At 47.7% G+C, this 22,361-nt stretch carries 24 protein-coding genes, 1 pseudogene and 1 riboswitch; of the genes and pseudogenes, 19 read left to right on the top strand and 6 right to left on the bottom strand.

What is annotated here, in order from left to right:
- Nucleotides 1-139: 139 nt before the first annotated feature.
- Nucleotides 140-940, top strand: a complete 801-nt coding sequence (locus tag JCR24_RS15740) for a hypothetical protein (protein ID WP_238980959.1) — start codon at nucleotides 140-142, stop codon at nucleotides 938-940.
- Between the two features lie 147 nt (nucleotides 941-1,087).
- Here JCR24_RS15740 and JCR24_RS15735 read toward each other — a convergent pair whose 3' ends face one another.
- Nucleotides 1,088-1,846, bottom strand: coding sequence for a thermonuclease family protein (locus JCR24_RS15735; protein WP_238980958.1), 759 nt, complete (start codon nucleotides 1,844-1,846; stop codon nucleotides 1,088-1,090).
- Between the two features lie 146 nt (nucleotides 1,847-1,992).
- The gene (locus JCR24_RS15730) at nucleotides 1,993-2,208 is read right to left on the bottom strand and encodes a helix-turn-helix transcriptional regulator (RefSeq protein WP_238980957.1); all 216 of its coding nucleotides are present in this window, start codon (nucleotides 2,206-2,208) and stop codon (nucleotides 1,993-1,995) included.
- Between the two features lie 290 nt (nucleotides 2,209-2,498).
- Between JCR24_RS15730 and JCR24_RS15725 the strand changes: the two genes are divergently transcribed.
- Genes JCR24_RS15725 through JCR24_RS15715 form a run of 3 tightly spaced genes read left to right on the top strand, consistent with a single transcriptional unit; the run spans nucleotide 2,499 to nucleotide 4,783 of the window.
- On the top strand, nucleotides 2,499-3,791 hold the full coding sequence (locus JCR24_RS15725; protein ID WP_238980956.1) for an FtsK/SpoIIIE domain-containing protein: 1,293 nt from the start codon (nucleotides 2,499-2,501) through the stop codon (nucleotides 3,789-3,791).
- Nucleotides 3,718-4,314 carry a replication-relaxation family protein gene (locus JCR24_RS15720; RefSeq protein WP_238980955.1) on the top strand — a complete coding sequence of 199 codons (597 nt, stop codon included), beginning with the start codon at nucleotides 3,718-3,720 and terminating at the stop codon, nucleotides 4,312-4,314. The genes JCR24_RS15725 and JCR24_RS15720 overlap by 74 nt, the downstream gene beginning before the upstream one ends.
- Nucleotides 4,315-4,330: 16 nt before the next feature.
- Nucleotides 4,331-4,783 (top strand): hypothetical protein, encoded by a 453-nt coding sequence (locus JCR24_RS15715; RefSeq protein ID WP_238980954.1) that lies wholly within the window; start codon nucleotides 4,331-4,333, stop codon nucleotides 4,781-4,783.
- 4 nt (nucleotides 4,784-4,787) lie between these two features.
- On the opposite strand, the gene JCR24_RS15710 is transcribed toward JCR24_RS15715, so the two are convergent.
- Nucleotides 4,788-5,006, bottom strand: a complete 219-nt coding sequence (locus tag JCR24_RS15710; RefSeq protein ID WP_238980953.1) for a helix-turn-helix domain-containing protein — start codon at nucleotides 5,004-5,006, stop codon at nucleotides 4,788-4,790.
- A 309-nt stretch (nucleotides 5,007-5,315) separates the two neighbouring features.
- Between JCR24_RS15710 and JCR24_RS15705 the strand changes: the two genes are divergently transcribed.
- The 9 genes and pseudogenes from JCR24_RS15705 (at nucleotide 5,316) to JCR24_RS15665 (ending at nucleotide 9,500) form a co-directional block, all read left to right on the top strand.
- Complete coding sequence (locus JCR24_RS15705; RefSeq protein ID WP_238980952.1) at nucleotides 5,316-5,468, top strand: hypothetical protein; 153 nt, start codon at nucleotides 5,316-5,318, stop codon at nucleotides 5,466-5,468.
- 15 nt (nucleotides 5,469-5,483) lie between these two features.
- Complete coding sequence (locus JCR24_RS15700) at nucleotides 5,484-5,699, top strand: hypothetical protein (protein ID WP_238980951.1); 216 nt, start codon at nucleotides 5,484-5,486, stop codon at nucleotides 5,697-5,699.
- A 74-nt stretch (nucleotides 5,700-5,773) separates the two neighbouring features.
- A complete protein-coding gene (locus tag JCR24_RS15695) occupies nucleotides 5,774-7,450 on the top strand; it encodes a recombinase family protein (RefSeq protein ID WP_238980950.1) in 1,677 nt (558 codons plus the stop codon).
- 43 nt (nucleotides 7,451-7,493) lie between these two features.
- Nucleotides 7,494-7,649 (top strand): annotated as a pseudogene (locus JCR24_RS15690) (competence type IV pilus major pilin ComGC); the annotation flags it as partial.
- Complete coding sequence (comGD, locus tag JCR24_RS15685) at nucleotides 7,639-8,076, top strand: competence type IV pilus minor pilin ComGD (RefSeq protein WP_011231914.1); 438 nt, start codon at nucleotides 7,639-7,641, stop codon at nucleotides 8,074-8,076. The pseudogene JCR24_RS15690 and the gene comGD, both read left to right, overlap by 11 nt.
- Nucleotides 8,060-8,386 (top strand): type II secretion system protein, encoded by a 327-nt coding sequence (locus tag JCR24_RS15680; protein ID WP_021322350.1) that lies wholly within the window; start codon nucleotides 8,060-8,062, stop codon nucleotides 8,384-8,386. Before comGD ends, JCR24_RS15680 begins: the two co-directional genes overlap by 17 nt.
- Nucleotides 8,365-8,811, top strand: a complete 447-nt coding sequence (comGF, locus tag JCR24_RS15675) for a competence type IV pilus minor pilin ComGF (protein ID WP_021322351.1) — start codon at nucleotides 8,365-8,367, stop codon at nucleotides 8,809-8,811. The genes JCR24_RS15680 and comGF overlap by 22 nt, the downstream gene beginning before the upstream one ends.
- Before the next feature lie 74 nt (nucleotides 8,812-8,885).
- Nucleotides 8,886-9,275 (top strand): competence type IV pilus minor pilin ComGG, encoded by a 390-nt coding sequence (gene comGG, locus JCR24_RS15670; protein ID WP_021322352.1) that lies wholly within the window; start codon nucleotides 8,886-8,888, stop codon nucleotides 9,273-9,275.
- 45 nt (nucleotides 9,276-9,320) lie between these two features.
- Nucleotides 9,321-9,500: a YqzE family protein gene (locus JCR24_RS15665; RefSeq protein ID WP_011231910.1), complete on the top strand. Its 180-nt coding sequence runs from the start codon at nucleotides 9,321-9,323 to the stop codon at nucleotides 9,498-9,500.
- Between the two features lie 102 nt (nucleotides 9,501-9,602).
- Here the strand turns inward: JCR24_RS15665 and JCR24_RS15660 are convergent, their stop codons facing one another.
- Both JCR24_RS15660 and JCR24_RS15655 read right to left on the bottom strand, forming a co-directional pair.
- Complete coding sequence (locus JCR24_RS15660; RefSeq protein WP_011231909.1) at nucleotides 9,603-10,397, bottom strand: YqhG family protein; 795 nt, start codon at nucleotides 10,395-10,397, stop codon at nucleotides 9,603-9,605.
- Nucleotides 10,384-12,048: a DEAD/DEAH box helicase gene (locus JCR24_RS15655; protein WP_011231908.1), complete on the bottom strand. Its 1,665-nt coding sequence runs from the start codon at nucleotides 12,046-12,048 to the stop codon at nucleotides 10,384-10,386. Before JCR24_RS15655 ends, JCR24_RS15660 begins: the two co-directional genes overlap by 14 nt.
- 219 nt (nucleotides 12,049-12,267) lie before the next feature.
- Nucleotides 12,268-12,356: riboswitch (glycine riboswitch) on the top strand.
- 186 nt (nucleotides 12,357-12,542) lie between these two features.
- Here JCR24_RS15655 and gcvT point away from each other — a divergent pair.
- The 4 genes from gcvT to JCR24_RS15635 all read left to right on the top strand — a co-directional run bounded on the left by gcvT (nucleotide 12,543) and on the right by JCR24_RS15635 (nucleotide 17,985).
- Nucleotides 12,543-13,637: a glycine cleavage system aminomethyltransferase GcvT gene (gene gcvT, locus JCR24_RS15650; RefSeq protein ID WP_011231907.1), complete on the top strand. Its 1,095-nt coding sequence runs from the start codon at nucleotides 12,543-12,545 to the stop codon at nucleotides 13,635-13,637.
- A 35-nt stretch (nucleotides 13,638-13,672) separates the two neighbouring features.
- Nucleotides 13,673-15,019 carry an aminomethyl-transferring glycine dehydrogenase subunit GcvPA gene (gcvPA, locus tag JCR24_RS15645; RefSeq protein WP_033004728.1) on the top strand — a complete coding sequence of 449 codons (1,347 nt, stop codon included), beginning with the start codon at nucleotides 13,673-13,675 and terminating at the stop codon, nucleotides 15,017-15,019.
- Nucleotides 15,012-16,484 carry an aminomethyl-transferring glycine dehydrogenase subunit GcvPB gene (gene gcvPB / locus JCR24_RS15640; RefSeq protein ID WP_015375390.1) on the top strand — a complete coding sequence of 491 codons (1,473 nt, stop codon included), beginning with the start codon at nucleotides 15,012-15,014 and terminating at the stop codon, nucleotides 16,482-16,484. The genes gcvPA and gcvPB overlap by 8 nt, the downstream gene beginning before the upstream one ends.
- 313 nt (nucleotides 16,485-16,797) lie before the next feature.
- Entirely contained in the window at nucleotides 16,798-17,985 is a 1,188-nt protein-coding gene (locus tag JCR24_RS15635) for an ROK family transcriptional regulator (RefSeq protein ID WP_014196334.1), read from the top strand.
- A 56-nt stretch (nucleotides 17,986-18,041) separates the two neighbouring features.
- Here the strand turns inward: JCR24_RS15635 and JCR24_RS15630 are convergent, their stop codons facing one another.
- Nucleotides 18,042-18,416, bottom strand: a complete 375-nt coding sequence (locus JCR24_RS15630) for a rhodanese-like domain-containing protein (protein WP_011231903.1) — start codon at nucleotides 18,414-18,416, stop codon at nucleotides 18,042-18,044.
- Between the two features lie 209 nt (nucleotides 18,417-18,625).
- Between JCR24_RS15630 and JCR24_RS15625 the strand changes: the two genes are divergently transcribed.
- The gene (locus JCR24_RS15625; RefSeq protein WP_020278531.1) at nucleotides 18,626-19,462 is read left to right on the top strand and encodes a lipoate--protein ligase family protein; all 837 of its coding nucleotides are present in this window, start codon (nucleotides 18,626-18,628) and stop codon (nucleotides 19,460-19,462) included.
- A 254-nt stretch (nucleotides 19,463-19,716) separates the two neighbouring features.
- Nucleotides 19,717-22,290 carry a vitamin B12-dependent ribonucleotide reductase gene (locus tag JCR24_RS15620; protein ID WP_011231901.1) on the top strand — a complete coding sequence of 858 codons (2,574 nt, stop codon included), beginning with the start codon at nucleotides 19,717-19,719 and terminating at the stop codon, nucleotides 22,288-22,290.
- The last annotated feature ends 71 nt before the right edge of the window (nucleotides 22,291-22,361 follow it).

The raw sequence follows: 22,361 nt of genomic DNA, 5'->3' as shown, positions 1-22,361 counted from the left end.
CTGTAACTCCCCCTTTATATCGTTTGTTTCCATCAAGTATTATTTCTATATTTTCATTTTTCAAAAAAATCATTTCCCTTTTGTTACAATTGTTGTATTATTTTATTGTAAAATGTTACTTTTGTAGGGGGGAATTTGAATGATTAATAGGATTAAACCAATCATTTACGCTTTTGTGTTGGCATTAGGTTTTAGTTTTTTATCTCCATTAGTTGACAAGGCAGAGGCAAAAGTAATCTGGGGAAAAATTGAACTAAAACAGGGGATGATTGGCAAAGTTACGATACTGAAAGATACCGATCTATACCGTCTTACTAATAATAAACTTTACGTAGTACGTAAAGCTAAAAAAGGACAAGAGTTCGGAGTATACTCTTATAAAAAGGATTTCGGTGGCTTGTATGGTTTAGGTGGAGGAATTTATGTCAAAAAATCATCCTCCGTAAAATATGAAACACCTTCTAAACAAAAATTGCAGCAATTAGTTTCTGATCAACAAAGCCAATTACTTGATGGCATTAGAATGGGAATGAACGTTAGCCAAGTTAAAGCTATTGCAGGTAAAACAGGTACGTTGATTACCGAAGCTAGTGATAATGGTATAACAGTATTAGAATATAAAGGTTGGAAATTTAACTTCACTGCAGACATAGTTTATTACTTCCAAAATAATAGATTAATAGCAGTATGGTATGATTTTGTTGAACCTAAAAAAGAATACTTAACTACAGGTCAAATGGAAGCTCTATTTTACACATTATTAGATAAAATTGAACCTAAAATAGGGCAAGCTGGATATATTGCTGATTATAATTATTATGATGATGGTTACTATGGATATAGTACAATTTGGAAAAAAGCAAATATGAATATAATATTATATGTTAATGACGAAAATGGATATACAACAGCTAGACTTGGTTTTCAACCTATAGAATAATTTTTAAATGTAATGCGTTTTGCAACACGCTCATTATTAAAAAGCACAACAGCAACAACAAATGTACCAGACAATTAACTGTAAAAAGGTCGATTGGAGTTCTTTAGGAAAATAAAAGCCCTTCTCATTCGAGAGGGGCTTTCTCCGTTATTTCCATAAACCTTTTTTTGCTTTTCTTGCTGCTTGTTCTGCGGCCAAAAATCTTTTCTGATATTTCACGTTTGGTTGGATCGTCATAACGTTAGCATATCCTTCTTTAACTAATGTTTCGTTGTATAACTCTTTTCCGATCCATACATAAGCTAATAATCTTCCGTACTTGTCTTTGATTTGTACATCAAACTCTAATGTGACTGTTTTGTTTGTTAGACGTTTTTTCGTATAGTTAGATGCTTCTTTTCCATACTTCTCGACAGGTTTATTCGGATGAACTGTTTCTGGAGTATTTACCCCAATCATTCGAACTGTAGCCACAGCCTTATTGCTGAATTGTACCTCTACTGTATCCCCATCAATTACACGAATAACTCTTACCGTGTGTTTTGAATTGATCTTAATTGTAGGTAATGCAACTTTCTTTGTAGCAGATGGTTTAGTGGACGGAGTCGATGGTGTCTTAGGAGATGATTGACTATTACTAAATGTAAATCCCTCTAACTTAACTTTGCTTGCGTTCAATCCACGGGTACACGTAGAGTTGCTGTTGTACTTTTTTATAAGTGCGATCAGTTCTTGCATATTTTTAGCTTTGCGTGCTATTGATGTAGGTTTGTGCAGAAAATAAGTACAATCAGCTTTTCTGAAGTGTCCACCTAGTTCATCCAGTGCTCCGGGGTGAGCAAAAGTTGGGGTTACTAATCCAAACAGCATTACTAATGATAATGCTATTGTTAGAAATTTCCTCATAGTCCGTTTTCCTCCCTTTTCTCCTTGTATTTGAAATAGCGATTATATTTTACTATTATTGATAGATATTTTCCATAAGCGAGTAGGTGTTTTAATTTTCTTTTATTCCTCCTCCTCTTCAACCTCAATCAACTCCGCAAGATTATTTATTCGGCATTCTTATCCTCATCTTTTTCTCTTTCGTATAACTCATCAACGGTACAATTTAAAATTTCAGCTAACTTAAACAGTTTTGGCACAGTGGGATAATTTCTGTTTGTACACCAATTGGACAACTGTTTCTGCGTAACCCCTAATTTTTCCGCAATATATTTCCGTTTAAATCCTCTTGCGTCAATCAATTCACCAATACGACTTTTCATTGTATCCACTCCCTAGAAAAATAACAGGGTTGTTTATAGAAATTTAACTGGAATAAATAAATGGATTTGAAAATACTATATACCATACCAAACAAAATTCTCATGAAATGCAATAACTTGTACAGAAGTATTCCAATAATCCTACCAACGCTTTATTCCTCTAAAAATTCCAGCCTAGTAATTTAATTCGCAATAAAAAATCTCTATTTATCATTACTTCAAAAGTTGTCTTATTCCTTCTTTTTATGTGGGATTATCTTACAGATATATAAGGGGTGAGGTGGTGAGCTTTGATATTTGAAATTGTAACATCGGTTGTCATGGGTGGTGTATTTGTTGCTACAAAATTTTTTGAATCTGGTGGAGGAAATGATGCGAAAAAGATTCAAAAGATTTGTGACAATGTAGGTCTTTATGTGAAAGAAAACGGCGTGAAAAAATCTATTCGGATTCATCGGAAAAGCAAAATTGAAGGAGGGATCGAATACGTTTTTCAAATTCCTTTAGGGCTTAGTTTTAAGGATTTTGAAGCAAAGAAAGATGTTTTGCAGGATGGACTAAATGTGAAACGTTCTGTACTTGATATTTCTTTAGATGATTTGAGGTCTTTGAAATTCAATAAAGATATTCTGAAACAAATTCAATTCTTGTTAGAGAAAAGGAAGCGATTAAACAAGGAAATTGATCTTGAATTTGACGGGATGTTAAGGATTCGCGTATACGATGAACCACTACCAACCATGTTTCTTTTGGATGAATCGATGTTCAATAAATGCAAAGGATGGGAAGTGCCAATTGGTACAAGTAGAAGCAAGTTTGTTACCCATGATTTTGAGAAGGTTTCACATTTGATTATTGCAGGGGCTACAAACATGGGGAAATCAAACTTTATAAAGATGATGATAACTGCACTCGTTTACCGAAAGCCTAATGATGTGAAATTCACTATTATTGACCTTAAAAATGGGTTAAGTTTAGGGCGTTTCAAAGATTTAAGGCAAACAGAAAACTTTGCAATCAATCCTGAACAAGCAAAAGAAGCGTTGAAAAAAGTTCAAGAGCAAATGTCAAAAACAATGGATTATTTATTTCAAAATGGATATGAGGATGTTGCTGAAGCAGGATTTAAGGAACGGCATTTTGTGATTATTGATGAGGCAGCCGATATAGCCGATGACAAAGATTGTGTTGAAATTCTTGAAGATATAGCACGTAGGGGTAGGGCAAGTGGATTTTACCTTGTATACGCAACACAGTATCCAACAACACAAACTGTTTCTTCACAGGTGAAAAGAAATTGTATGGGAAGGCTTTGCTTCGTTGTCGATTCTGCGATTGCATCAAATGTGGTGTTAGATCAAAGTGGAGCAGAAGATTTACCACTGATACAAGGTAGAGCAATCTATAAAACGATTAAATGTAAAACGGTTCAAGTGCCTTATGCTGATAATAAGTTCATTCAAACAACTATTCAGCCACAAATAAATATTCGTTCAAGAGGTGAAAAGAATGAACAGAGCGATTCTCAAGGAGCAGAGAATAGAAAATATACTCTTATCCTTGAAGAAACTGAATTATCTTAGTACGTCACAAATAATGATACTTCATGATTTGAAATCAAAAAGGAACACGAGCAGAGTCCTTCAAGAAATGAGCGAATATCTTCACCATTTTCGAGACGGAGAGAATATTTATTATCTTTCCGCAAAAGGTCGTGAAAGGGTAAATTGCAAAAAGGTATGTAAAAAAACTCCACAGGCTCGGCACTATATTATGCGAAACTCGATATATATTGCATTCGATTCGCCAGATACGTGGAGAAATGAAATAAAACTTGGTGTGAAAGAAGATAAAAAAACACATATTGTTGCCGATGCTTTGTTTATCAAAGATGGACGATACCACATTGTAGAGGTTGACTATACTCAAAAGATGATTGCAAATAAGCAAAAAATCGGGAAGTATAAGAAGTTAATTGAGTGTGGAGTATTTGATATACAACCGTTTTTCATTTGGATTACTACAACAGATTATAGAAAAAGAGAATTACAGAAGTTGATGGAAGGGCTTGATTGTCAAATTTTTATGGTTTCTGATTTTATTTAAGAGGGAGAGGAGAAGTATGATTTTTCAACAAAAAGTACAAACAATGAGTATTAAAGAGTTTCTTAATAACGACAAGGATTCTATTGTACTAAAGAAAGGTGAAAAGAAGTTACTAAAGAAGTTTCAAATGGAATTACAAAAAGTAGGGATATATTGCAAATTAGGTTTTACAACTGTAACTGGTGCGCTTGTTTTAACTGTATCAGATATTCAATATGCTTCCGCTGCGACAGTTTCGGGAATGGTGCATGAGAAAATTACAAATGCATTCATGCCATTAGTTGAATTAATTAAGGGGCTTAGCTATCCGATTGCGCTAATAATTATGTCTTGTGGAGCATTGATGTTAATGTTAGGAAATAAGGAAAAAGGTTATTCCATGATTCAAAATGCTTCAATTGGATATATTTTGGTTCAGATGATGCCATTACTTATGAAATTATTAGTTGAGATCGCAAAAGCAATGTGACCACTCATTTCGAGTGGTCTTTTTCATCGACAATTTCCAGTAAATCGCTTATATCACATTCTAAAGCTCTGCATAATTTCTCTAAAGTATCAAACTTAATTCCGTCAGTTTCCTCATTGTATAATTTCGTAATACCATTTCGGTGCAAGCCTGTTATTCTAGCCACATCAGCAATCTTCAGTTTCTTTTCTCCCATGATCCGTGAAAGGTGTACTTTAATCATTTTCAATCCTCCTTAACTCTAATATAAATCGTAATGTACAAAATTTCAATTTAAGTATTGACAATGAACACTCCAGTGTTTATTATTAAATTAACACTAAAGTATTAAAAATATACATTACAGTTAATATTTTATGTACAAGGCGGTGAAAAAATGATCATCAAAGCGTCTGAATGGCTACAAATGTCTGATCGGCAAAAATTTTACCTAATTGCAGGAATTTTTTTCGTACAACAACAGCAGAAGAAAAAGGAAATATAGAAATTTTTGTCGAATCCATATGACAAATGGCATAGGAGAGGGGGTGAGGTGACGATTAATCAGTTTCGGAAGTTTTTATATTCGCTGGCTAAATTTCTTGGTGATGTAAATGCAATTCAAAAAGGAACAATTGGAAAGCGTATCGGTCGCAGAATAGCTGGGAAAATGACAGGTAAGTTATTGAGAAAATTATTTAAGTAGGGGAGAGGAAAGAATATGAACGCTTATTTATCACAAGGTCAAATTGTGTTGAATGTATCTAAACTAATTCTTGCCAATAGTGAGCAAGAGGCTTGGCGCAAGATTAATGAAATGATCAATGTGTTGAATGCTCATTTCGGAAATTTAAGTGTCGAAACGGTTGATGGTCAGACGCATAGCCTTAATGTTGATAATTTTGAAATTGAATGGAAAGATGTTAGCAAATTTTGATTAACTGCACTCGAAGGAGTGCGGTTTTTATTGTACAATTAAGGAAAGGAATGTGAAAAAACTGGGGTGAAAATATGAAAGTAGCAATATACACAAGAGTTAGTACAGATCATGAAGATCAGTTATCTTCATTAAAAAATCAACGTGAATATTATATTCGTTATTGCCATGAACGGGGATACGAAATTTATAACATATACGCTGATGAGGGGCTTTCAGCAACCAGTGCAAAACGTGAAAAGTTTCTCGAAATGCTTTATGATGCTGGACTAGATGTGACTATAAAACGAAATGGAAAAATTGAATTTGAAATATCAGAACGGAAACCAAAATTTGAAATGATTATCACGAAAGATGTTTCTCGATTCGCAAGAAACATCAATGCAATTGAGATTGCTCGTACGCTTCTAAAAAACAATGTACATATATTTTTCGAAAATGCGAATTTAAGCACAAAAATGGATGATTGGGAGTTCCGACTTGGTCTTTTTCTGCTTTTTTCACAACAAGAGTCGATTGACAGATCGAAAAAAGTTCGATTTGGTTATATACAACGTTCTAAAAAAGGACAGTATCGTATGTCAGTCCCACTTTTTGGATATGAGTATGATGAAGAAAAAGGTGAATATGTAATCAATGAAGAAGAAGCTGAAATTGTACGAATGATATTTGATATGTATGTGAATCAAAACATAGGTACGAATACGATTGCACATGAGTTAAATCAACGTGGAATCAAAACACGTAGAGGGAAAAATTGGGATGGTGTAGCAATTAAACGACTTTTGAAAAACGAAAAATATATAGGAACAGTGATTCTTAACCGTTATAAAAAACCAGATGTCACATCTTCAGGGAAAAAAATTGAACGTGATCCATCAGAATGGATTATTCTTGAAAATGCAATACCTGCAATTATTGATCGGGAAACATTTGAAAAGGCACAAGAAATTTTAGAGCAACGTGTTCGAGAAATGCCGGATGGGAGTAAAAAAGGTTCAAGAATTATTAAGAGCTTATTTCATGGAAAACTGATTTGTGCTAAATGTGGAGCATATTTCACAAGAGTTACTGCAACTAAAAAGCGTAAGAAACTCAATGCAACGATTAAGGAACATAATTATTTTTGCCGTAATCGAAGAATACATGGTACTTGCGATATGAAAGGAATTTCTCATAATACACTTGAACGTGAAATCATGAATTTTGCACAATCAAAAATTTTACATGCAATGATTAAAAAGAAAGATTATGAACAGCAAATGTATGAAATGCTCATGAAAATTCAAAAGAGAAAGCAGGAAAATATCGAGAAAGAGCGTCAGCGTATCCAAGATCAAATTGATGAAATTTCAAATCAAATGGACAAGTTATACGATTCGTTTCTTGCTAATCAGAACAGTGTTTTACTTATTGAAGCAACGCAAAGAAAAATTGAACAATTAGAACAGAAACGTCAAGAGCTTGAACGAGAAAAAATGAAATACAATGTATCATACATCGAAAAGGAAAATGAACAAATTCAGCGCAGTTATAAGAAAATTCAAGAGCTTGCAGAGAAAGAGACATACACATTTGATGAATTATTAGGCATGATTTCAAAAATTATCGTACATGAGGAAACAGACGAAGGAAGGGAATTGGAATTCTATTTTAACCTTCCGACAATGCTTGCATACGTTCTTGAAGATGAAATCGAAGATGTTGAAACAGAAATAATCCCTCATTCATGGAAAGTTAAAATTAAGTGAGTTTTGAAAAAAAAGGTTGCTATTTAAGACAACAAGTAACACCGTGCAAGCGCAGGTGAAAGCGTATGAGATGGAGCATAACAAAATTCCGACGGTGCAGGAATTGCTCGCTGGCCGCTATATCAAGTCGGACAAATGTCCGAACGGTCATGCCATCCAAATCAGCGCGAACGGCGATGTGAGTGAAAGTGGCTCGTAACGGCGGGTTTACGCTGCTTGAGATGCTGATCGTTTTCTCGGTGGTGCTGGTGCTTGCCGCGCTGGCTGTTCCGACGCTTGGCGGCGCTGTGCGCCATCAAGAGGAGATGTATATGCTGGCTGTGCTGCGCGCGGATTTGTATGGCGCGCAGCAGCATGCCATCGCCCGGCGGGTGAATGTAGCGGTTTTTTTTACAGACGGCGGCGCTGGGTACAAGGCGATTGATGCAACGAGCGGCCGGCAGATTGTCGCTCGTTCGCTCCCTTCTCCGTGGCGGTTTCGGCTCGGCACGCTGCGCAATCCGCTCATCTTTACTGACAACGGCAACATTGAACGGGCTGGAACTATTTGGATAGGGGGTGGCCAAATAACTTATAAAGTCACCTTTTTGCTGGGGAAAGGGCGATTTTATGTGCAAAAAATGTAGCGGCGGATTTTTGCTTGTTGAAGCATTGTTCGCTTTGGCGCTGCTATGGACGACAGCGGCCGTTCTTCTTCCACTGTTGATGCAAATGGCGCATGAGCGCAACAGCCTCATTCTCGAGGAGAAAGCGCGCCGGCTGTTGGCCATCGCGTTGTATGAGGAGCCGTTTGCCGGAGAAACCATGATCGCCGACGGGCGTACAGTATTTCGGCTGCAAGCGAGCGATGAAGGGGGACGAATGTGGAAAGTATGCGTGCGTTGGAACGATTACGTCGGCCGCGAGATGGAGCGGTGCGGGTATGGCAAGCGGTAGCGGCAAAAGAAAACGGGTTTACGATGATCGAAGCGCTGTTGGCGCTGGCGGCTGCGATGGCGGTGGCGGCGGTCGTTCCGGCGTTGTTGTCCGTCCGCTTGCTGGCTCCGGAGCCGACGGACGCGTTTTCCCGATTGGAATGGCGGCTGTTTTTGCAACAGCTGCAAATCGAGCTGAATGAAACGAGGCAGTGGTCGACTGGGGGCCATGTCCTCTATTTGCAAAAATGGAGCGGTGAGACGGTCAGTTTTTCTGTTGTTGCGTCAAGAGCCCAACTGATCCGCCAGGTGGACGGCGCTGGCAATGAAACGGCGCTCCGTCATGTGCGCGCTGTTTCGTACCGCGCCGGCACCCGCGGGATATTTTTGCAAGTGACGGCTGATGACGGCACCGTTTGCGAGGCGTTTGTGGCGCGGGCGTTTTAGCGGGCGGCTTGTACGGTGAGACCCCCTTGACCGCCGCTTCCCCCTTTTAGACTGGAAAAACGAGGGAAGGGGAAATGGGTCGACAAGATGGTGTCATTTTTCCGATTGTGGCTGTCGTTTCTTTGTTGCTTGTCTTTTCTGTCACGCATGTCTTGCTCCTCTATGAAGCGGAACGACAGGCGGCTTATGCGGCCCGGCAGGCAGCCGAGGCGGACGAGCTTGTGCAGATGGCCGTGTTTGACGTAAAAGAACGCATCGCATCAGCCGATCCGTCGACCGCGGGAGAGGCTGGGGAATGGACCTATCCGCGCGGAAGGGCCGTCTACCGGTGGGTGCGGGAAGATGCAGCGCACGTTCGGGTTTCTTTGTCCATCCGTTCAGCCTCTGGGCTGAGGCGCGCTGTCATGTTTACTGTCACGCTTCCGGCGCTTCATATTGTCGAATGGAGAGAGCAAAACGGTTAAAAGAGGAAAGAAGCGGAAAAACTAAAAGAAAAAAGGGGGGATTTGATGGCGGTCAACGATTATGTCAAGTTTGTCACCCAACAATTTGTCGCCTACATGGACTTGCCGAAAGAGGAGCGGAGGCAGCGGCGTCAGGTGCGGAAACAAGAGCAGCTTCCGCTTTCATACCGCTTGTTTGGCATGGTGCCGCTTTCGCTTCGCTTGCTGTTTCGGCGCCGCCCGTAGCAGCCGCCCGCTGGCCTAGGCCGGCGGGCGGTTTTCGTGCCGACGGAAGGGAGTTCGTCGGTTTGAGCGTTGTGAGCCGGATGGACCCATCCCGGGGTTGATTCACGATGAGCGGGGCAGCAAATAAAACAGTCCGCCGTTGATGACGGAAACGGTGATGCGCGGCTTGTACTGCTTTTCCAACGCTTCCTTCTCAATATAATAGCACTCCGGCTTTTCTTCGCAGTCTTTGTAAAATTCATCAAGCAACGCCAAATCGTCGGCCCAGCGTCGGCGCGCCTCATCCGCCCACGCATGGTTGTCGGCGGCGATGCGGCTGCGTATGTATTGCTCGAGACGGCCGATGCCGCTTCTCGGTTTAATGAGCGGGGAGATGGTGAAACAGTAATCAGGGATTTTCGGCGTCAGCCGTCGCTCGCGCATCCGCTCATGAAACGACTCGACGATCGTTCCGCTAATGAGATGAAGGCCAAGGGAGACGATTTCATCTTTTTTTCGGTCGCATTCGTACGAAATCGTGACGTTCATGCCGAGCCATGGATGGAGGGCGGCGTTGCCGTCCAAAGGCGCGCTTGGCTCCTCATACAGGCGGATGAAGCTGCCGCGTTTTTGCGCTGAGCGGAACAGCTGGTGCAGCCGGGGAGCGCCGAAATGGAGGCGCTCGCCTTTGAGTTTGTCCGTCCGCTCGCTCGCGCGGGTGATGAGCGTCAGTCGCATCGGCTGCGGCACGCCGCCTGTCCGTTCAATATAATGCCAGTAAAACGGCCGATTCATCAGTTCTTTGTCCATTTCTGCCGTCAGCTGCACGGTGAGGTAGTCGTCGCTTGCTTCCACAAACGTGCAGCCGTTGGCCGCAAAATAGCGTTCGACAAAGCGGCGGATTTCATGTTGCTGCATGCCGCTCTCCTCCTTCCTTTCCAAGCTGCTCCGCCAGCTCGATCATCGCGACGATGTTTTCCATTTTGATTTTCATCTCCCCTTCGCTTCGTGAATGAACGAAGGCGTCTTCGAAGTAGCGCTCCAGGTTGGCGAGGTTCATTTTCGCCAAAATGTCGTCCAGCTCGCCGACGACTCGTTCGAACAGGCGGATTTTTTCGTACAGAAGCGTTAAAATATGTTCTTCGACCGTCTGTTTGACAGCGAAGTTATAAATGTAGACGTCATCCGTCTGCCCGAGCCGGTGGACGCGGCCGATTCGCTGCTCAAGGCGCATCGGGTTCCACGGCAAGTCGTAGTTGATGACATAGCGGCAAAACTGCAAGTTGATGCCCTCGCCGCCCGCCTCGGTGGCGATGAACACTTGGGCGTGGTGTTTAAACAGTTCCTGCATCCAGTCTTTTTTGCCGCGCCGGAAGCCGCCGCGAAACGGAACGGACGAGATGCCGTGCTGCTTTAAAAACCATTGCAAGTAAAGCTGCGTCGCCCGGTATTCCGTGAAAATAATGACTTTGTCATGAATGGAACGGATAAGCTCGAGCGCTTTTTCCGCCTTTGAGTTCGTCGTGACGGCGTTGATTTTTTCCAATACGCGTTCAAGCGGCTCCGGAACCGCTCCGCTGCATTTATCGATCATGTTTTTGATCGTGAGAAACAGCGCCTCGCGGCTGCTGCACGCCTCACGAAGAAGCGTGATGAGCGAAAACGAGCCGGCGAACGATTCGCGGCGGAGCGCCTTGACCGCTTCATACAGTTCCCGCTCCTCATTCGTAAACTCGATCAGCACCGGTTCAACGTGGCGCTTCGCCCATTCGATCGGCGTATCGGCGCGGCGGTTGCGGATCATCACTTTGTTGACGAGCGCTTTTAAATGGTCGTTCGTCTGTACGGCCCGCGTTTTTCCGTACGTTTTGGCAAACTGTTCCGAGCTGCCTAAATGGCCGGGTTTCAACAGCGAGACGAGGTTGAAAATTTCTTCGATCCGGTTTTGGATCGGCGTCGCTGTCAGGAGCAAACAAAACTTCTTTTTTAAATTTTGCACAAACTCGTAGTTTTTCGTTTTGTTATTTTTCAGTTTGTGCGCCTCGTCGATGATGATCATGTCGTACGACTGCCCGTAGATGATGTCACGGTGCGGCGGTTTTTTCGCCGTGTCGATCGAGGAAACGACGATATCGCACTGCTCCCAGACGTAGCTCTTTTTCTGCTGGACGGCCGGGATGAAAAATTTTTCGTTCAACTCTCTCACCCATTGCGAAACAAGGGAGGCGGGAACGAGAATCAGCGCTTTTTTCACAAGGCCGCGAATCATATATTCTTTTAAGACGAGCCCGGCCTCGATCGTTTTTCCAAGCCCGACTTCATCCGCCAAAATGGCTTTGCCGTTCATCTCCTCGACGACGCGGCGCGCCACTTCAAGCTGGTGCGGAAGGATCGTCAAGTGGGGCAGGTGTTTGGGCGCCTGCAAGCCATTAAATTCTGGGACGCTTAAATGATGGGCGGCCTCAAGAGCCAATTCGTACATTTCCCAGCTCGCCCACGGACCGTCTTTTTCGACGCGTGCCAAAAATTCCTCCTTCCATGTTTCATCCATTTCAAGGTCAATGTTCATGGCGATCCCCTTCCCTTGTTGCGAATGTTTATATAGATTGCATGTGGTATGTTGATTAAAACAAGAACATTATTATGACTAATTGCCATGAAAGTTCGATTATTTCCTATTGCCCTTTGACTGTGATTGATGGTAGTATAAATTTAGAACATTCTCATGACTCGTTGATCAGGGTGTTTGTTAGTATGCCCGATATGGAAACAATTTATTGATGGGCGGATGACGGCAAGGGGAGAGACTACGGAATGTAGCGCCGAAGGAGCAAGCGGAAACGCGAATCTCTCAGGCAAAAAGACTCTTGCTTGACGCAGCTCTGGAGAGCGCCTGCGTTCACGCAGGCCACCCAAGAGGAAACCGATCGGCCCCATGGACCGCGAACGGACGCGCCAAACGGGCCGGCGGGAAACTTTCAGGTGCCAGGACAGAGCCCCCTTACTTGTTGATAGGGGAAGTCTGTCCTTTTTTGTGTGACGTGGATCAAAGGAGGGAATCAGATGCTAAAGCGCACGCCCCTATTCTCGGTGTACGCCCGTTGCGGCGCCAAAACGATTGAATTTGGCGGCTGGGAAATGCCGGTGCAGTTTTCCAGCATCAAGGAAGAACATGAGGCTGTAAGAACGCGCGCCGGGCTGTTTGACGTCTCCCATATGGGGGAAATTGTCGTCCGCGGCCGTGGGAGCCTCGCGTTTTTGCAAAAGCTCATGACCAATGACGTCGCCAAACTGCGGCCCGGCCGGGCGCAATATACGCTCATGTGCTATGAGGACGGCGGCACAGTCGATGATTTGCTCATCTATCAAAAAGGAGAGAATGACTACTTGCTGGTCGTCAACGCAGCGAATACGGAAAAAGACTTCGCTTGGCTAAGCGGGCATGTTGAGGGCGACGTCGAGCTTCAAGATGTATCGTCCGAAACGGCTCAGCTTGCCTTGCAAGGGCCGGCAGCGGAGCGCGTCTTGCAGCGATTGACGGATTTTGATTTGGCGGCGCTGCGCCCGTTTTCATTCGCCGACGGCGTCGAAGTCTCGGGCGTGAAGGCGCTCGTTTCGCGCACCGGCTATACGGGGGAAGACGGGTTTGAGCTATATTGTAAAGCGGAAGACGCCGCCGCGCTATGGGAGGCGATCCTAGCGGCCGGAGCTCGTGACAGCGTTCTCCCATGCGGACTGGGGGCGCGCGATACGCTCCGCTTTGAAGCATGCCTGCCGCTTTACGGTCAAGAGCTGTCCGACTCGATTTCACCAGTTGAAGCCGGGCTTGGTTTTGCCGTCAAAACGGAAAAAGAGACGCCGTTTATCGGCCAAGCTGTATTGAAACGGCAAAAAGAGGAAGGGCCGCCGCGCCGGCTCGTCGGCATTGAAATGATCGACAGAGGCATTCCGCGCCACGGATACCTTGTATTTGCCGACGGCGAAGAGGTCGGGTTCGTCACGACCGGCACGCAGTCGCCGACGCTGAAGAAAAACATCGGCTTGGCCTTGGTGAAAGCGGATGTGGCTGCCATCGGCCGGGAGGTGGAGGTGGACATCCGCGGCAAGCGGCTGAAAGCGAACATCGTGCCGATTCCGTTTTACAGGCGGGCTAAGTGACGATTCCAAAGCGACAAGGAAAGGGGAAAAACGCAGTGCTCCATCGTTATTTGCCGATGACGGAAGAAGACAAACAGGAGATGCTGAAGACGATCGGCGTCGCCTCGATTGACGACTTGTTTGCCGATATTCCAGAACAAGTCCGCTTCCGCGGCGAGCTGAAGGTGAAACCGGCCAAATCCGAGCCGGAGCTGTGGAAAGAGCTTGCGGCCTTAGCGGAAAAAAACGCCAGCGTAAAACAATACGTTTCCTTTTTAGGAGCCGGGGTGTACGACCATTATATTCCGGCTGTCGTCGACCATGTCCTGTCGCGCTCTGAATTTTATACGGCCTATACGCCGTATCAACCGGAAATTTCCCAAGGCGAGCTGCAGGCGATTTTTGAGTTTCAAACGATGGTGTGCGAGTTGACCGGCATGGATGTCGCCAACTCGTCGATGTACGACGGCGGCACGGCGCTTGCCGAAGCGGTGCTTCTTAGCGCCGCGCATACGAAGCGGAAGAAAGTGCTCATCTCGACCGCCGTTCATCCGCAATATCGGGAAGTCGTGCGCACGTACGCCAAAGGACAGAAGCTCGAAGTGAAAGAAATTCCGTATGACGGCGGCATCACCGATCTTAAGGCGCTTGAAGCGGAAATGGGGGATGATGTGGCGTGCGTTGTCGTCCAATACCCGAACTTTTTTGGTCAAATCGAGCCGCTGAAAGCGATCGCGCCGCTTGCGCATGAAAAGAAAAGTTTGTTTGTCGTCGCCAGCAACCCATTGGCGCTTGGTGTGTTGACTCCACCCGGAGCGTTTGGCGCCGACATTGTGGTCGGCGACATGCAGCCATTTGGCATCCCGACGCAATTTGGCGGCCCGCATTGCGGCTATTTCGCTGTCAAAGCGCCGCTCATGCGCAAAATTCCAGGCCGTCTTGTCGGGCAGACGACCGATGAGGACGGGCGCCGCGGGTTTGTCTTGACGCTTCAAGCGCGCGAACAGCACATCCGCCGCGATAAGGCGACATCCAACATTTGCTCCAATCAAGCGTTAAACGCCTTGGCCGCTTCCGTTGCGCTGTCGGCGCTTGGCAAGCGGGGCGTGAAAGAAATGGCGGCGATGAATATGCAAAAAGCGCATTATGCGAAGGTGGAACTTGAAAAGCGCGGACTGTCGTCGCCGTTTGCCGGTCCGTTTTTCAACGAGTTTGTCATCCGGCTTGGACGGCCGGTTTCTGATGTGAACGATCGCCTGCTCGAAAAAGGAATCATCGGCGGCTATGACCTTGGGGCTGACTATCCGGAGCTTGCCGGTCATATGCTTGTTGCTGTCACCGAACTGCGGACAAAAGAAGAAATCGATCGGTTTGTCAATGAATTGGGGGATGGCCATGCGTAACGATCAACCGCTTATTTTCGAACGAAGCAAGCCGGGGCGCATCGCCTACAGCCTGCCAGCGCTTGACGTGCCGGCTGTCGATGTCAGCGAGCTCGTGCCGGCCGATTATCTTCGCACTGAAGAGCCGGAGCTCCCGGAAGTGTCGGAGCTTGACTTAATGCGCCATTATACGGCGCTCTCGAAACGAAACCACGGCGTCGATTCCGGGTTTTACCCGCTCGGGTCGTGCACGATGAAATACAATCCGAAAATCAATGAAAACGTCGCCCGCCTCGCCGGGTTTGCCCACATTCATCCGCTTCAGCCAGAGAAAACGGTGCAAGGGGCGCTTGAGTTGATGTACGACTTGCAAGAGCATTTAAAAGAAATCACAGGCATGGATGCGGTCACCTTGCAACCGGCGGCCGGCGCCCACGGCGAATGGACCGGGCTGATGATGATCCGTGCTTACCATGAAGCAAACGGCGACTTCAACCGGACGAAAGTGATCGTCCCGGATTCAGCGCACGGCACGAACCCGGCGTCGGCAACGGTCGCGGGTTTTGAGACGGTGACGGTCAAATCGACCGCCGATGGACTTGTCGATTTAGAGGACTTAAAGCGCGTCGTCGGTCCGGATACAGCGGCGCTTATGCTCACGAATCCGAATACGCTCGGGCTGTTTGAAGAGCAGATCGTCGAAGTGGCTGAAATCGTCCACGCAGCCGGCGGCAAGCTGTATTATGACGGGGCGAATTTAAACGCCATTCTTGGCAAGGCGCGCCCGGGGGACATGGGCTTTGACGTCGTTCATTTGAACTTGCATAAAACGTTCACCGGCCCGCACGGCGGCGGAGGCCCAGGCTCAGGCCCGGTCGGGGTGAAAGCCGACCTCGTTCCGTTTTTGCCGAAGCCGGTCATCGAAAAAGGAGAAAACGGCTATTATCTCGATGACGACCGCCCGCAGTCGATCGGCCGCGTCAAGCCGTTTTACGGCAATTTCGGCATCAACGTCCGGGCGTACACGTACATCCGCTCGATGGGGCCGGACGGCTTAAAAGCGGTGAGCGAGTACGCCGTGTTAAACGCCAACTATATGATGCGGAGACTTGCCGACTATTACGATTTGCCGTACGACCGCCATTGCAAGCACGAGTTCGTCCTGTCGGGACGCCGGCAAAAGAAACTCGGCGTCAGAACGCTCGACATTGCCAAACGGCTGCTTGATTTCGGCTTCCATCCGCCGACGATTTACTTCCCGCTCATCGTCGAAGAGTGCATGATGATTGAGCCGACGGAGACGGAGTCGAAAGAGACGCTTGACGCGTTTATTGACGCCATGATCCAAATTGCCAAAGAGGCGGAGGAAAATCCGGAAATCGTTCAAGAAGCGCCGCATACGACCGTTGTGAAGCGACTTGATGAAACGACCGCAGCGCGCAAGCCGATTTTGCGCTATCAAAAACCAAAACATAGCGACAACTGACGTTTGAGCATTGATGAGCGCTCGCTCCCTAACGGAGCGGGCCGTTTCTTTGTACGCCGGATGAGCCATTGACAAAAACGTTGAATTAGTTTATTATATAAACTAAGATCAAGAAAGAAAAAGCATGTGTCCATATGGAGAAGTTAGCCTTAACAGTCGGTGCACGGGCGCCCGACGGCTTGAGTGAAAAAGCGGATGGCCAAGAAGCCTGCACGGCAGGAATCGACGGATGCAGCAACCGCCATAATAGCGAGGCGCCCCTGCCCTTTCGCAAGACACATTCGATCAATCAAATGAAAAGGATGACAGAGACGTGCGGACAGGAAACATTTCTCTTGTAAAAAAAATGAATAAACAGCTCGTCTTAAAATTGATTCGCGACCAGCATCCGATTTCGCGCGCCGATATCGCCAAGACAACCGGATTGAACAAGGCCACTGTCTCCGCGCTTGTTGACGAACTGATCGCCGAGCATTTCGTCCATGAAAGCGGAATCGGCGAGTCAACCGGCGGGCGCCGGCCGCTCATGCTTCGCTTCAACGCCGACGCCGGCTCGCTTATCGGCGTTGAGCTGGGGGTGAACTATTTGTATGCCGTGTTGACCAATTTAAACGCGGACATTCTTTGGGAGCAACGGCGTTCGTTCCGCCCGTCTGAAGGGCAGGAGGCGATCATCGGCGAAATGATGGAGCTCATCGAGGCGGCCATCCGCCGGGCGCCAGCGACACCGTACGGTGTGATGGGAATCGGCATCGGCGTGCCGGGCGTCGTCCATACCGAAAGCGGGACCGTTGTGTTTGCTCCGAACTTGCGCTGGGACGATGTCGCCTTGGCGGCTGTTTTGCGGCAACGGTGGCCTGAGCGTCCTGTCATTGTCGAGAATGAGGCGAAACTGGCGGCGCTTGGAGAAAAGTGGTTCGGCGCCGGCAACGAGTTCGCCCACTTTGTTTACATCAGCGCCGGAATCGGCATTGGCGCCGGCGTCGTTCTTCACCATCAGCTCTATCGGGGTGTCAGCGGCCTAGCTGGTGAAATCGGCCATCATACGATCGATGTCAACGGCATTCGCTGCAGCTGCGGCAACATCGGCTGCTGGGAAATGTATGCGTCGGAAAAATACATTGAGCGCCGTTTGGCTGAAGAAGGGCGTTCCGAATGGCTCGATGAACGCTTTTCCATCGCTGCGATGGCGTTGGCAGCAGAAAGCGATGAACAGTTGGCGCGCATTTTGGAGGAAACGGGGCGCTATCTCGGCGTTGGATTGTTGCAGGTGATTTATGCGTACAATCCAGAAGCAGTCATCATCGGCGGTCCGATTGCCCAAGCGGGCGAGTATGTGATCGGTCCGGCGCGCCAAGAAGTGAGAAAGCGAATTCTCGTCAAAAAAGAAAGCGAGCCGTCCATCATCTCCTCCAAGCTGAAAGAGAAAAGCTGCGCCATCGGCGCGGCTGCTTCGGTGCTTGAGGCGGTCGTCCTGCCGCCGGAATTTGCGGCGGTCTAGCGCATGCGAAAAGAGGCGCCTGCCTGTTTGGGCAGAGCGCCTTTTTGGTTAACGGGCTACGCTTTTTTCTTCACTTTCCCGGTCCATGTTTTAAATCCGCCTTTTAAATGGTACAAGTCGCGGTATCCTTTTCGGTAGAGCATTTGCGCGGCTCGCCCGCTGCGCAGTCCGTTTTGGCAGTACAAATAGATCGGCTGGTCTTTGCGCAATTCTTTCATGCGCATGCGAAGCTGCGTGAGCGGGATGTTGCGAGCCCCTAAAATATGTCCAGCCGCAAACTCATCCGGTTCGCGGACGTCGACGAGTTGCGCTTTTCGATAACCGGCGCGGAACTCTTCCTCTGTCAATGCTTTGACAATTCTCTTCTGCCAGAAGTACGTAATGACGGAATACACGATGATTGCGCCGAGAATAATGAGCAATGCTTCCACCCGTCATGCCTCCTTTCGCTTCGTCTGCTATTTCCTATTATATAAAGTCGCCGCCGGGAAGCAAAGAGGTTTTCGCGATGCCATTTTTCTTTCCTTCACCGGCGTTGTTTGCTAAACTAATAAAGGCGGCCAAAAGCGTCCCGCCCCTTGGCGGTGGTCGACAAGCCGCCGCAGCGTTTAGAGTATGGAACAATAGAGAAGGTGGAACGATGGCAAAAGAAGTATGGCGCTTTATCGATTCCGGCTATTGCCCGCCGGCGTTCAATATGGCGCTCGATGAGGCGCTTCTCGATTGGCACAGCGAAGGCAAAATTCCGCCGACGATCCGCTTTTATGGCTGGAATCCGCCGACGTTGTCGATTGGTTATTTTCAAAAAGTGGAGAAAGAAATTGATTTAGAGGCGGTCAAACGGCACGGCCTCGGCTTTGTCCGTCGGCCGACCGGCGGGCGCGGCGTCCTGCACGATAAAGAATTGACATACAGCGTGATCGTCTCCGAGTCGCACCCGGCGATGCCGAAGACGGTGACGGAAGCATACCGCGTCATTTCGCAAGGAATTTTAGAGGGATTTCGCTATCTTGGGTTGGATGCGTATTTTGCCGTGCCGAAAACGGAAGAAGAGAAGGCAGATTTGCGCAGCCCGCGCTCGGCCGTTTGTTTTGACGCGCCGTCATGGTACGAGCTTGTCGTTGAGGGGCGGAAAATCGCCGGCAGCGCGCAAACGCGGCAAAAAGGCGTCATTTTGCAGCACGGATCGATTTTGCTTGATCTGGACGAAGAGCTGCTGTTCAGCTTGTTTAAATATCCAAACGAGCGGGTGAAAGAGCGTCTGCAGCGCGATTTTAAAAAGAAGGCAGTCGCGATCAATGAGTTGACGAGCCGCACGGTGACGATCGAGGAAGCGAAAGAGGCGTTTTACAAAGGATTTGAAAAGGGATTGAACATCGTATTGGAACCGTACACGCTCACCGCCGAAGAGCGGGCGTACGTTGAAGAGCTGGCGCGGGCGAAATACGAAAGCGACGAATGGAACTTCAAGCGCTGAGCAGCGACGCGGTAAATCGTTCGTTTTCCGGCAAAAACAGCGGCACTCCCCCGTTTTTCTCCGCTTTTCGCCGTGTTTTGTTTTTTTTTGCTTGACAAAATGAAATCATTTGTTCTCTTTAACAATATATAGTATGATTTTCATAAAAAATCATACTATATATTGTTTTTTTCTGTTTGATATGGTAAGGTAGAGAAGACAGGACAACTTTGCCAAAAACATGAGAGATTATATAAAAGAGGAGAGATAGGAGAATGACGGTGGCGTCATCCGAAAAAATGAAGATCAATATTGACAAGCTGAACGAGGATATCCGCCTATTTCCGCAAGTGCATCCGATTACGCCGGATATGCACATCACCCATAAAGGCGTATCCCGTTTGGTCATGCTTGACCGGTATTCATTCAAAGATACGGAGAAGCTGACGCTCACACCGGGCGATTTCGTCGTGTTGACGATCAAGGAGGATCCGAAATTCCCGGCACGAGGGCTCGGGTTTATCGTCGACATCGATTGGGAGGCGAAAAAGGCGCGCGTGTTGATTGAAGACGAATACCGGCACGTGCTCGAAGGGGAAGAGGCGGAGACCGGCATTGTGGTTCGGTCGCTCGACATTATTGATAAGCCGCTCGAAATTTTCTATGAGCAAATCGCCAAGCGCAATGCGACTGGGCTGGCGGCGGTGGAAAAGACAGAAGAAAAGCGGAAAGAGTGGTTCGAAAAGTTTTATCAAGAGCTCGCAAGCTTGAATTTTGTTCCGGCCGGCCGCGTGTTGTACGGGGCGGGTTCGGGCAAGGAAGTGACGTATTTCAACTGCTATGTGATGCCGTTTGTGAAAGACTCGCGCGAAGGAATTTCCGAACATCGGAAGCAGGTGATGGAAATCATGAGCCGCGGCGGCGGCGTTGGGACGAACGGCTCGACATTGCGGCCGCGCCATACGCTTGCGCGCGGGGTGAACGGCAAATCGTCCGGGTCGGTCTCGTGGCTTGACGATATTGCGAAGCTGACCCACCTTGTCGAGCAAGGTGGCTCCCGCCGCGGCGCCCAAATGATTATGCTTGCTGACTGGCACCCGGACATTATCGAATTCATCGTCTCGAAAATGCAAAACCCGCGCATTTTGCGCTACCTGCTCGAAAATATGGAAGACGAAGGCATCAAAAAAGCAGCGCGCGACAAACTGAAATTTACGCCGCTCACCGAGCGGGAGCGGGCGATGTATGAAGCGATCGTCCGATACAAGAACGCGCCTGACTACGGCGGTTTCACTGAAGAAATCATCAAAGACGCCGAAGAAAAACTGCGCACCGGCGGTACATATACGGTGCACAACCCAGACTTTTTGACCGGTGCGAACATTTCCGTCTGCCTGACGAAAGAGTTCATGGAAGCGGTCGAAAAGGACGAAGAATACGCGCTCCGCTTCCCGGACGTGGAAACCTATTCCGAAGAGGAAATGCGCATTTACAACGAAAAATGGCATGAAGTCGGCGATGTACGCGAATGGGAGAAAATGGGCTATCGCGTCCGCGTCTACCGGAAAATCCGCGCCCGCGAACTGTGGAAGCTGATCAACATTTGCGCGACGTATTCAGCCGAGCCGGGCATTTTCTTCATCGACAACGCCAACGAAATGACGAACGCCCGCGCGTACGGGCAAAAAGTCGTTGCGACCAACCCGTGCGGGGAACAACCGTTGGCACCGTATTCGGTGTGCAATCTGGCCGCCATTAACTTGGCGAACATGGTGGACAAAGAACGGAAGGTCATTGACTACGAAAAACTGAAACGCACGGTCGAAATCGGGGTGCGGATGCAAGACAACGTCATTGACGCCACGCCGTACTTCCTTGAGGAAAACAAAAAACAAGCGCTCGGCGAGCGCCGCATCGGCCTTGGCGTCATGGGGCTTGCAGACTTGCTCATTTACTGCGAAAAAGCGTACGGCTCTGAGGAAGGAAACCAGCTTGTCGATGAGCTGTTCCGCACGATCGCCACGACCGCATACCGGGCATCGATCGAGCTGGCGAAAGAAAAAGGCAGCTTCCCGTTTCTTGTCGGCGAAACGGAGGAAGAGACGCGCAAGCTGCGTGAAGCGTTCATCAACACCGGCTACATGAAACGGATGCCGGAAGATATTCGTCAAGATATTTTGAAATACGGCATCCGCAACTCGCACTTGCTGACGGTGGCGCCGACAGGATCGACGGGAACGATGGTCGGCGTCTCAACCGGGCTTGAGCCGTACTTCTCGTTCTCGTACTACCGGAGCGGGCGCTTGGGCAAATTTATCGAAGTGAAAGCGGACATCGTCCAAGAATATTTGGACAAACACCCGGAAGCCGACCCGAACCACTTGCCGCCTTGGTTTGTGACGGCGATGGACTTGCCGCCGGAAGCGCACGCCGATGTGCAGTGCATCATTCAACGTTGGGTCGACTCGAGCTTGTCGAAAACGGTCAACGCGCCGAAGGGCTACACCGTCGAGCAAGTGCAAAAAGTGTACGAGCGTTTATGGCGTTGCGGTGCGAAAGGCGGAACCGTCTATGTCGACGGCAGCCGCGATGCACAAGTGTTGACGTTAAAGGCTGAGGAGAATCAGATTGAAGAGCAACTTGAACTGCTTCCAGAGGAGCTCGAGGAAAAAGAGACGAAACGCCCCGTCGTGCTCGTTGATACGATTCAAGATGTGCGCGCCACCGATGTGACAATCGGTTCCGAAATCGGCAATATTTGCCCGATTTGCCGCGAAGGGACGATCGAAGAGATCGGCGGCTGCAACACGTGCACAAGCTGCGGCGCGCAGCTGAAGTGCGGCCTGTAATGGCGATACGAATGGGTTTGAATGGATGAAACGCTGGTTTCCGTAGAGGAACCGGCGTTTTTTTTTTTTTT

The sequence above is a fragment of the Geobacillus sp. YHL genome (assembly GCF_022341265.1).
In the GTDB taxonomy this organism is placed as follows: Bacteria; Bacillota; Bacilli; order Bacillales; family Anoxybacillaceae; genus Geobacillus; species Geobacillus thermoleovorans.
Note: the sequence above shows the minus strand (reverse complement) of the source record. Positions and strands in the feature narration are given on the sequence as shown.

Bases quoted from the DNA above. Each gene is read 5' to 3' on its own strand.
- JCR24_RS15740 (WP_238980959.1), top strand. From the start codon at position 140: ATGATTAATAGGATTAAACCAATCATTTACGCTTTTGTGTTGGCATTA.
- JCR24_RS15735 (WP_238980958.1), bottom strand. From the start codon at position 1,846: ATGAGGAAATTTCTAACAATAGCATTATCATTAGTAATGCTGTTTGGA.
- JCR24_RS15730 (WP_238980957.1), bottom strand. From the start codon at position 2,208: ATGAAAAGTCGTATTGGTGAATTGATTGACGCAAGAGGATTTAAACGG.
- JCR24_RS15720 (WP_238980955.1), top strand. From the start codon at position 3,718: ATGAACAGAGCGATTCTCAAGGAGCAGAGAATAGAAAATATACTCTTA.
- JCR24_RS15715 (WP_238980954.1), top strand. From the start codon at position 4,331: ATGATTTTTCAACAAAAAGTACAAACAATGAGTATTAAAGAGTTTCTT.
- JCR24_RS15710 (WP_238980953.1), bottom strand. From the start codon at position 5,006: ATGATTAAAGTACACCTTTCACGGATCATGGGAGAAAAGAAACTGAAG.
- JCR24_RS15700 (WP_238980951.1), top strand. From the start codon at position 5,484: ATGAACGCTTATTTATCACAAGGTCAAATTGTGTTGAATGTATCTAAA.
- JCR24_RS15695 (WP_238980950.1), top strand. From the start codon at position 5,774: ATGAAAGTAGCAATATACACAAGAGTTAGTACAGATCATGAAGATCAG.
- JCR24_RS15680 (WP_021322350.1), top strand. From the start codon at position 8,060: ATGTGCAAAAAATGTAGCGGCGGATTTTTGCTTGTTGAAGCATTGTTC.
- comGG (WP_021322352.1), top strand. From the start codon at position 8,886: ATGGGTCGACAAGATGGTGTCATTTTTCCGATTGTGGCTGTCGTTTCT.
- JCR24_RS15665 (WP_011231910.1), top strand. From the start codon at position 9,321: ATGGCGGTCAACGATTATGTCAAGTTTGTCACCCAACAATTTGTCGCC.
- JCR24_RS15660 (WP_011231909.1), bottom strand. From the start codon at position 10,397: ATGCAGCAACATGAAATCCGCCGCTTTGTCGAACGCTATTTTGCGGCC.
- JCR24_RS15655 (WP_011231908.1), bottom strand. From the start codon at position 12,048: ATGAACATTGACCTTGAAATGGATGAAACATGGAAGGAGGAATTTTTG.
- gcvT (WP_011231907.1), top strand. From the start codon at position 12,543: ATGCTAAAGCGCACGCCCCTATTCTCGGTGTACGCCCGTTGCGGCGCC.
- gcvPB (WP_015375390.1), top strand. From the start codon at position 15,012: ATGCGTAACGATCAACCGCTTATTTTCGAACGAAGCAAGCCGGGGCGC.
- JCR24_RS15625 (WP_020278531.1), top strand. From the start codon at position 18,626: ATGGCAAAAGAAGTATGGCGCTTTATCGATTCCGGCTATTGCCCGCCG.
- JCR24_RS15620 (WP_011231901.1), top strand. From the start codon at position 19,717: ATGACGGTGGCGTCATCCGAAAAAATGAAGATCAATATTGACAAGCTG.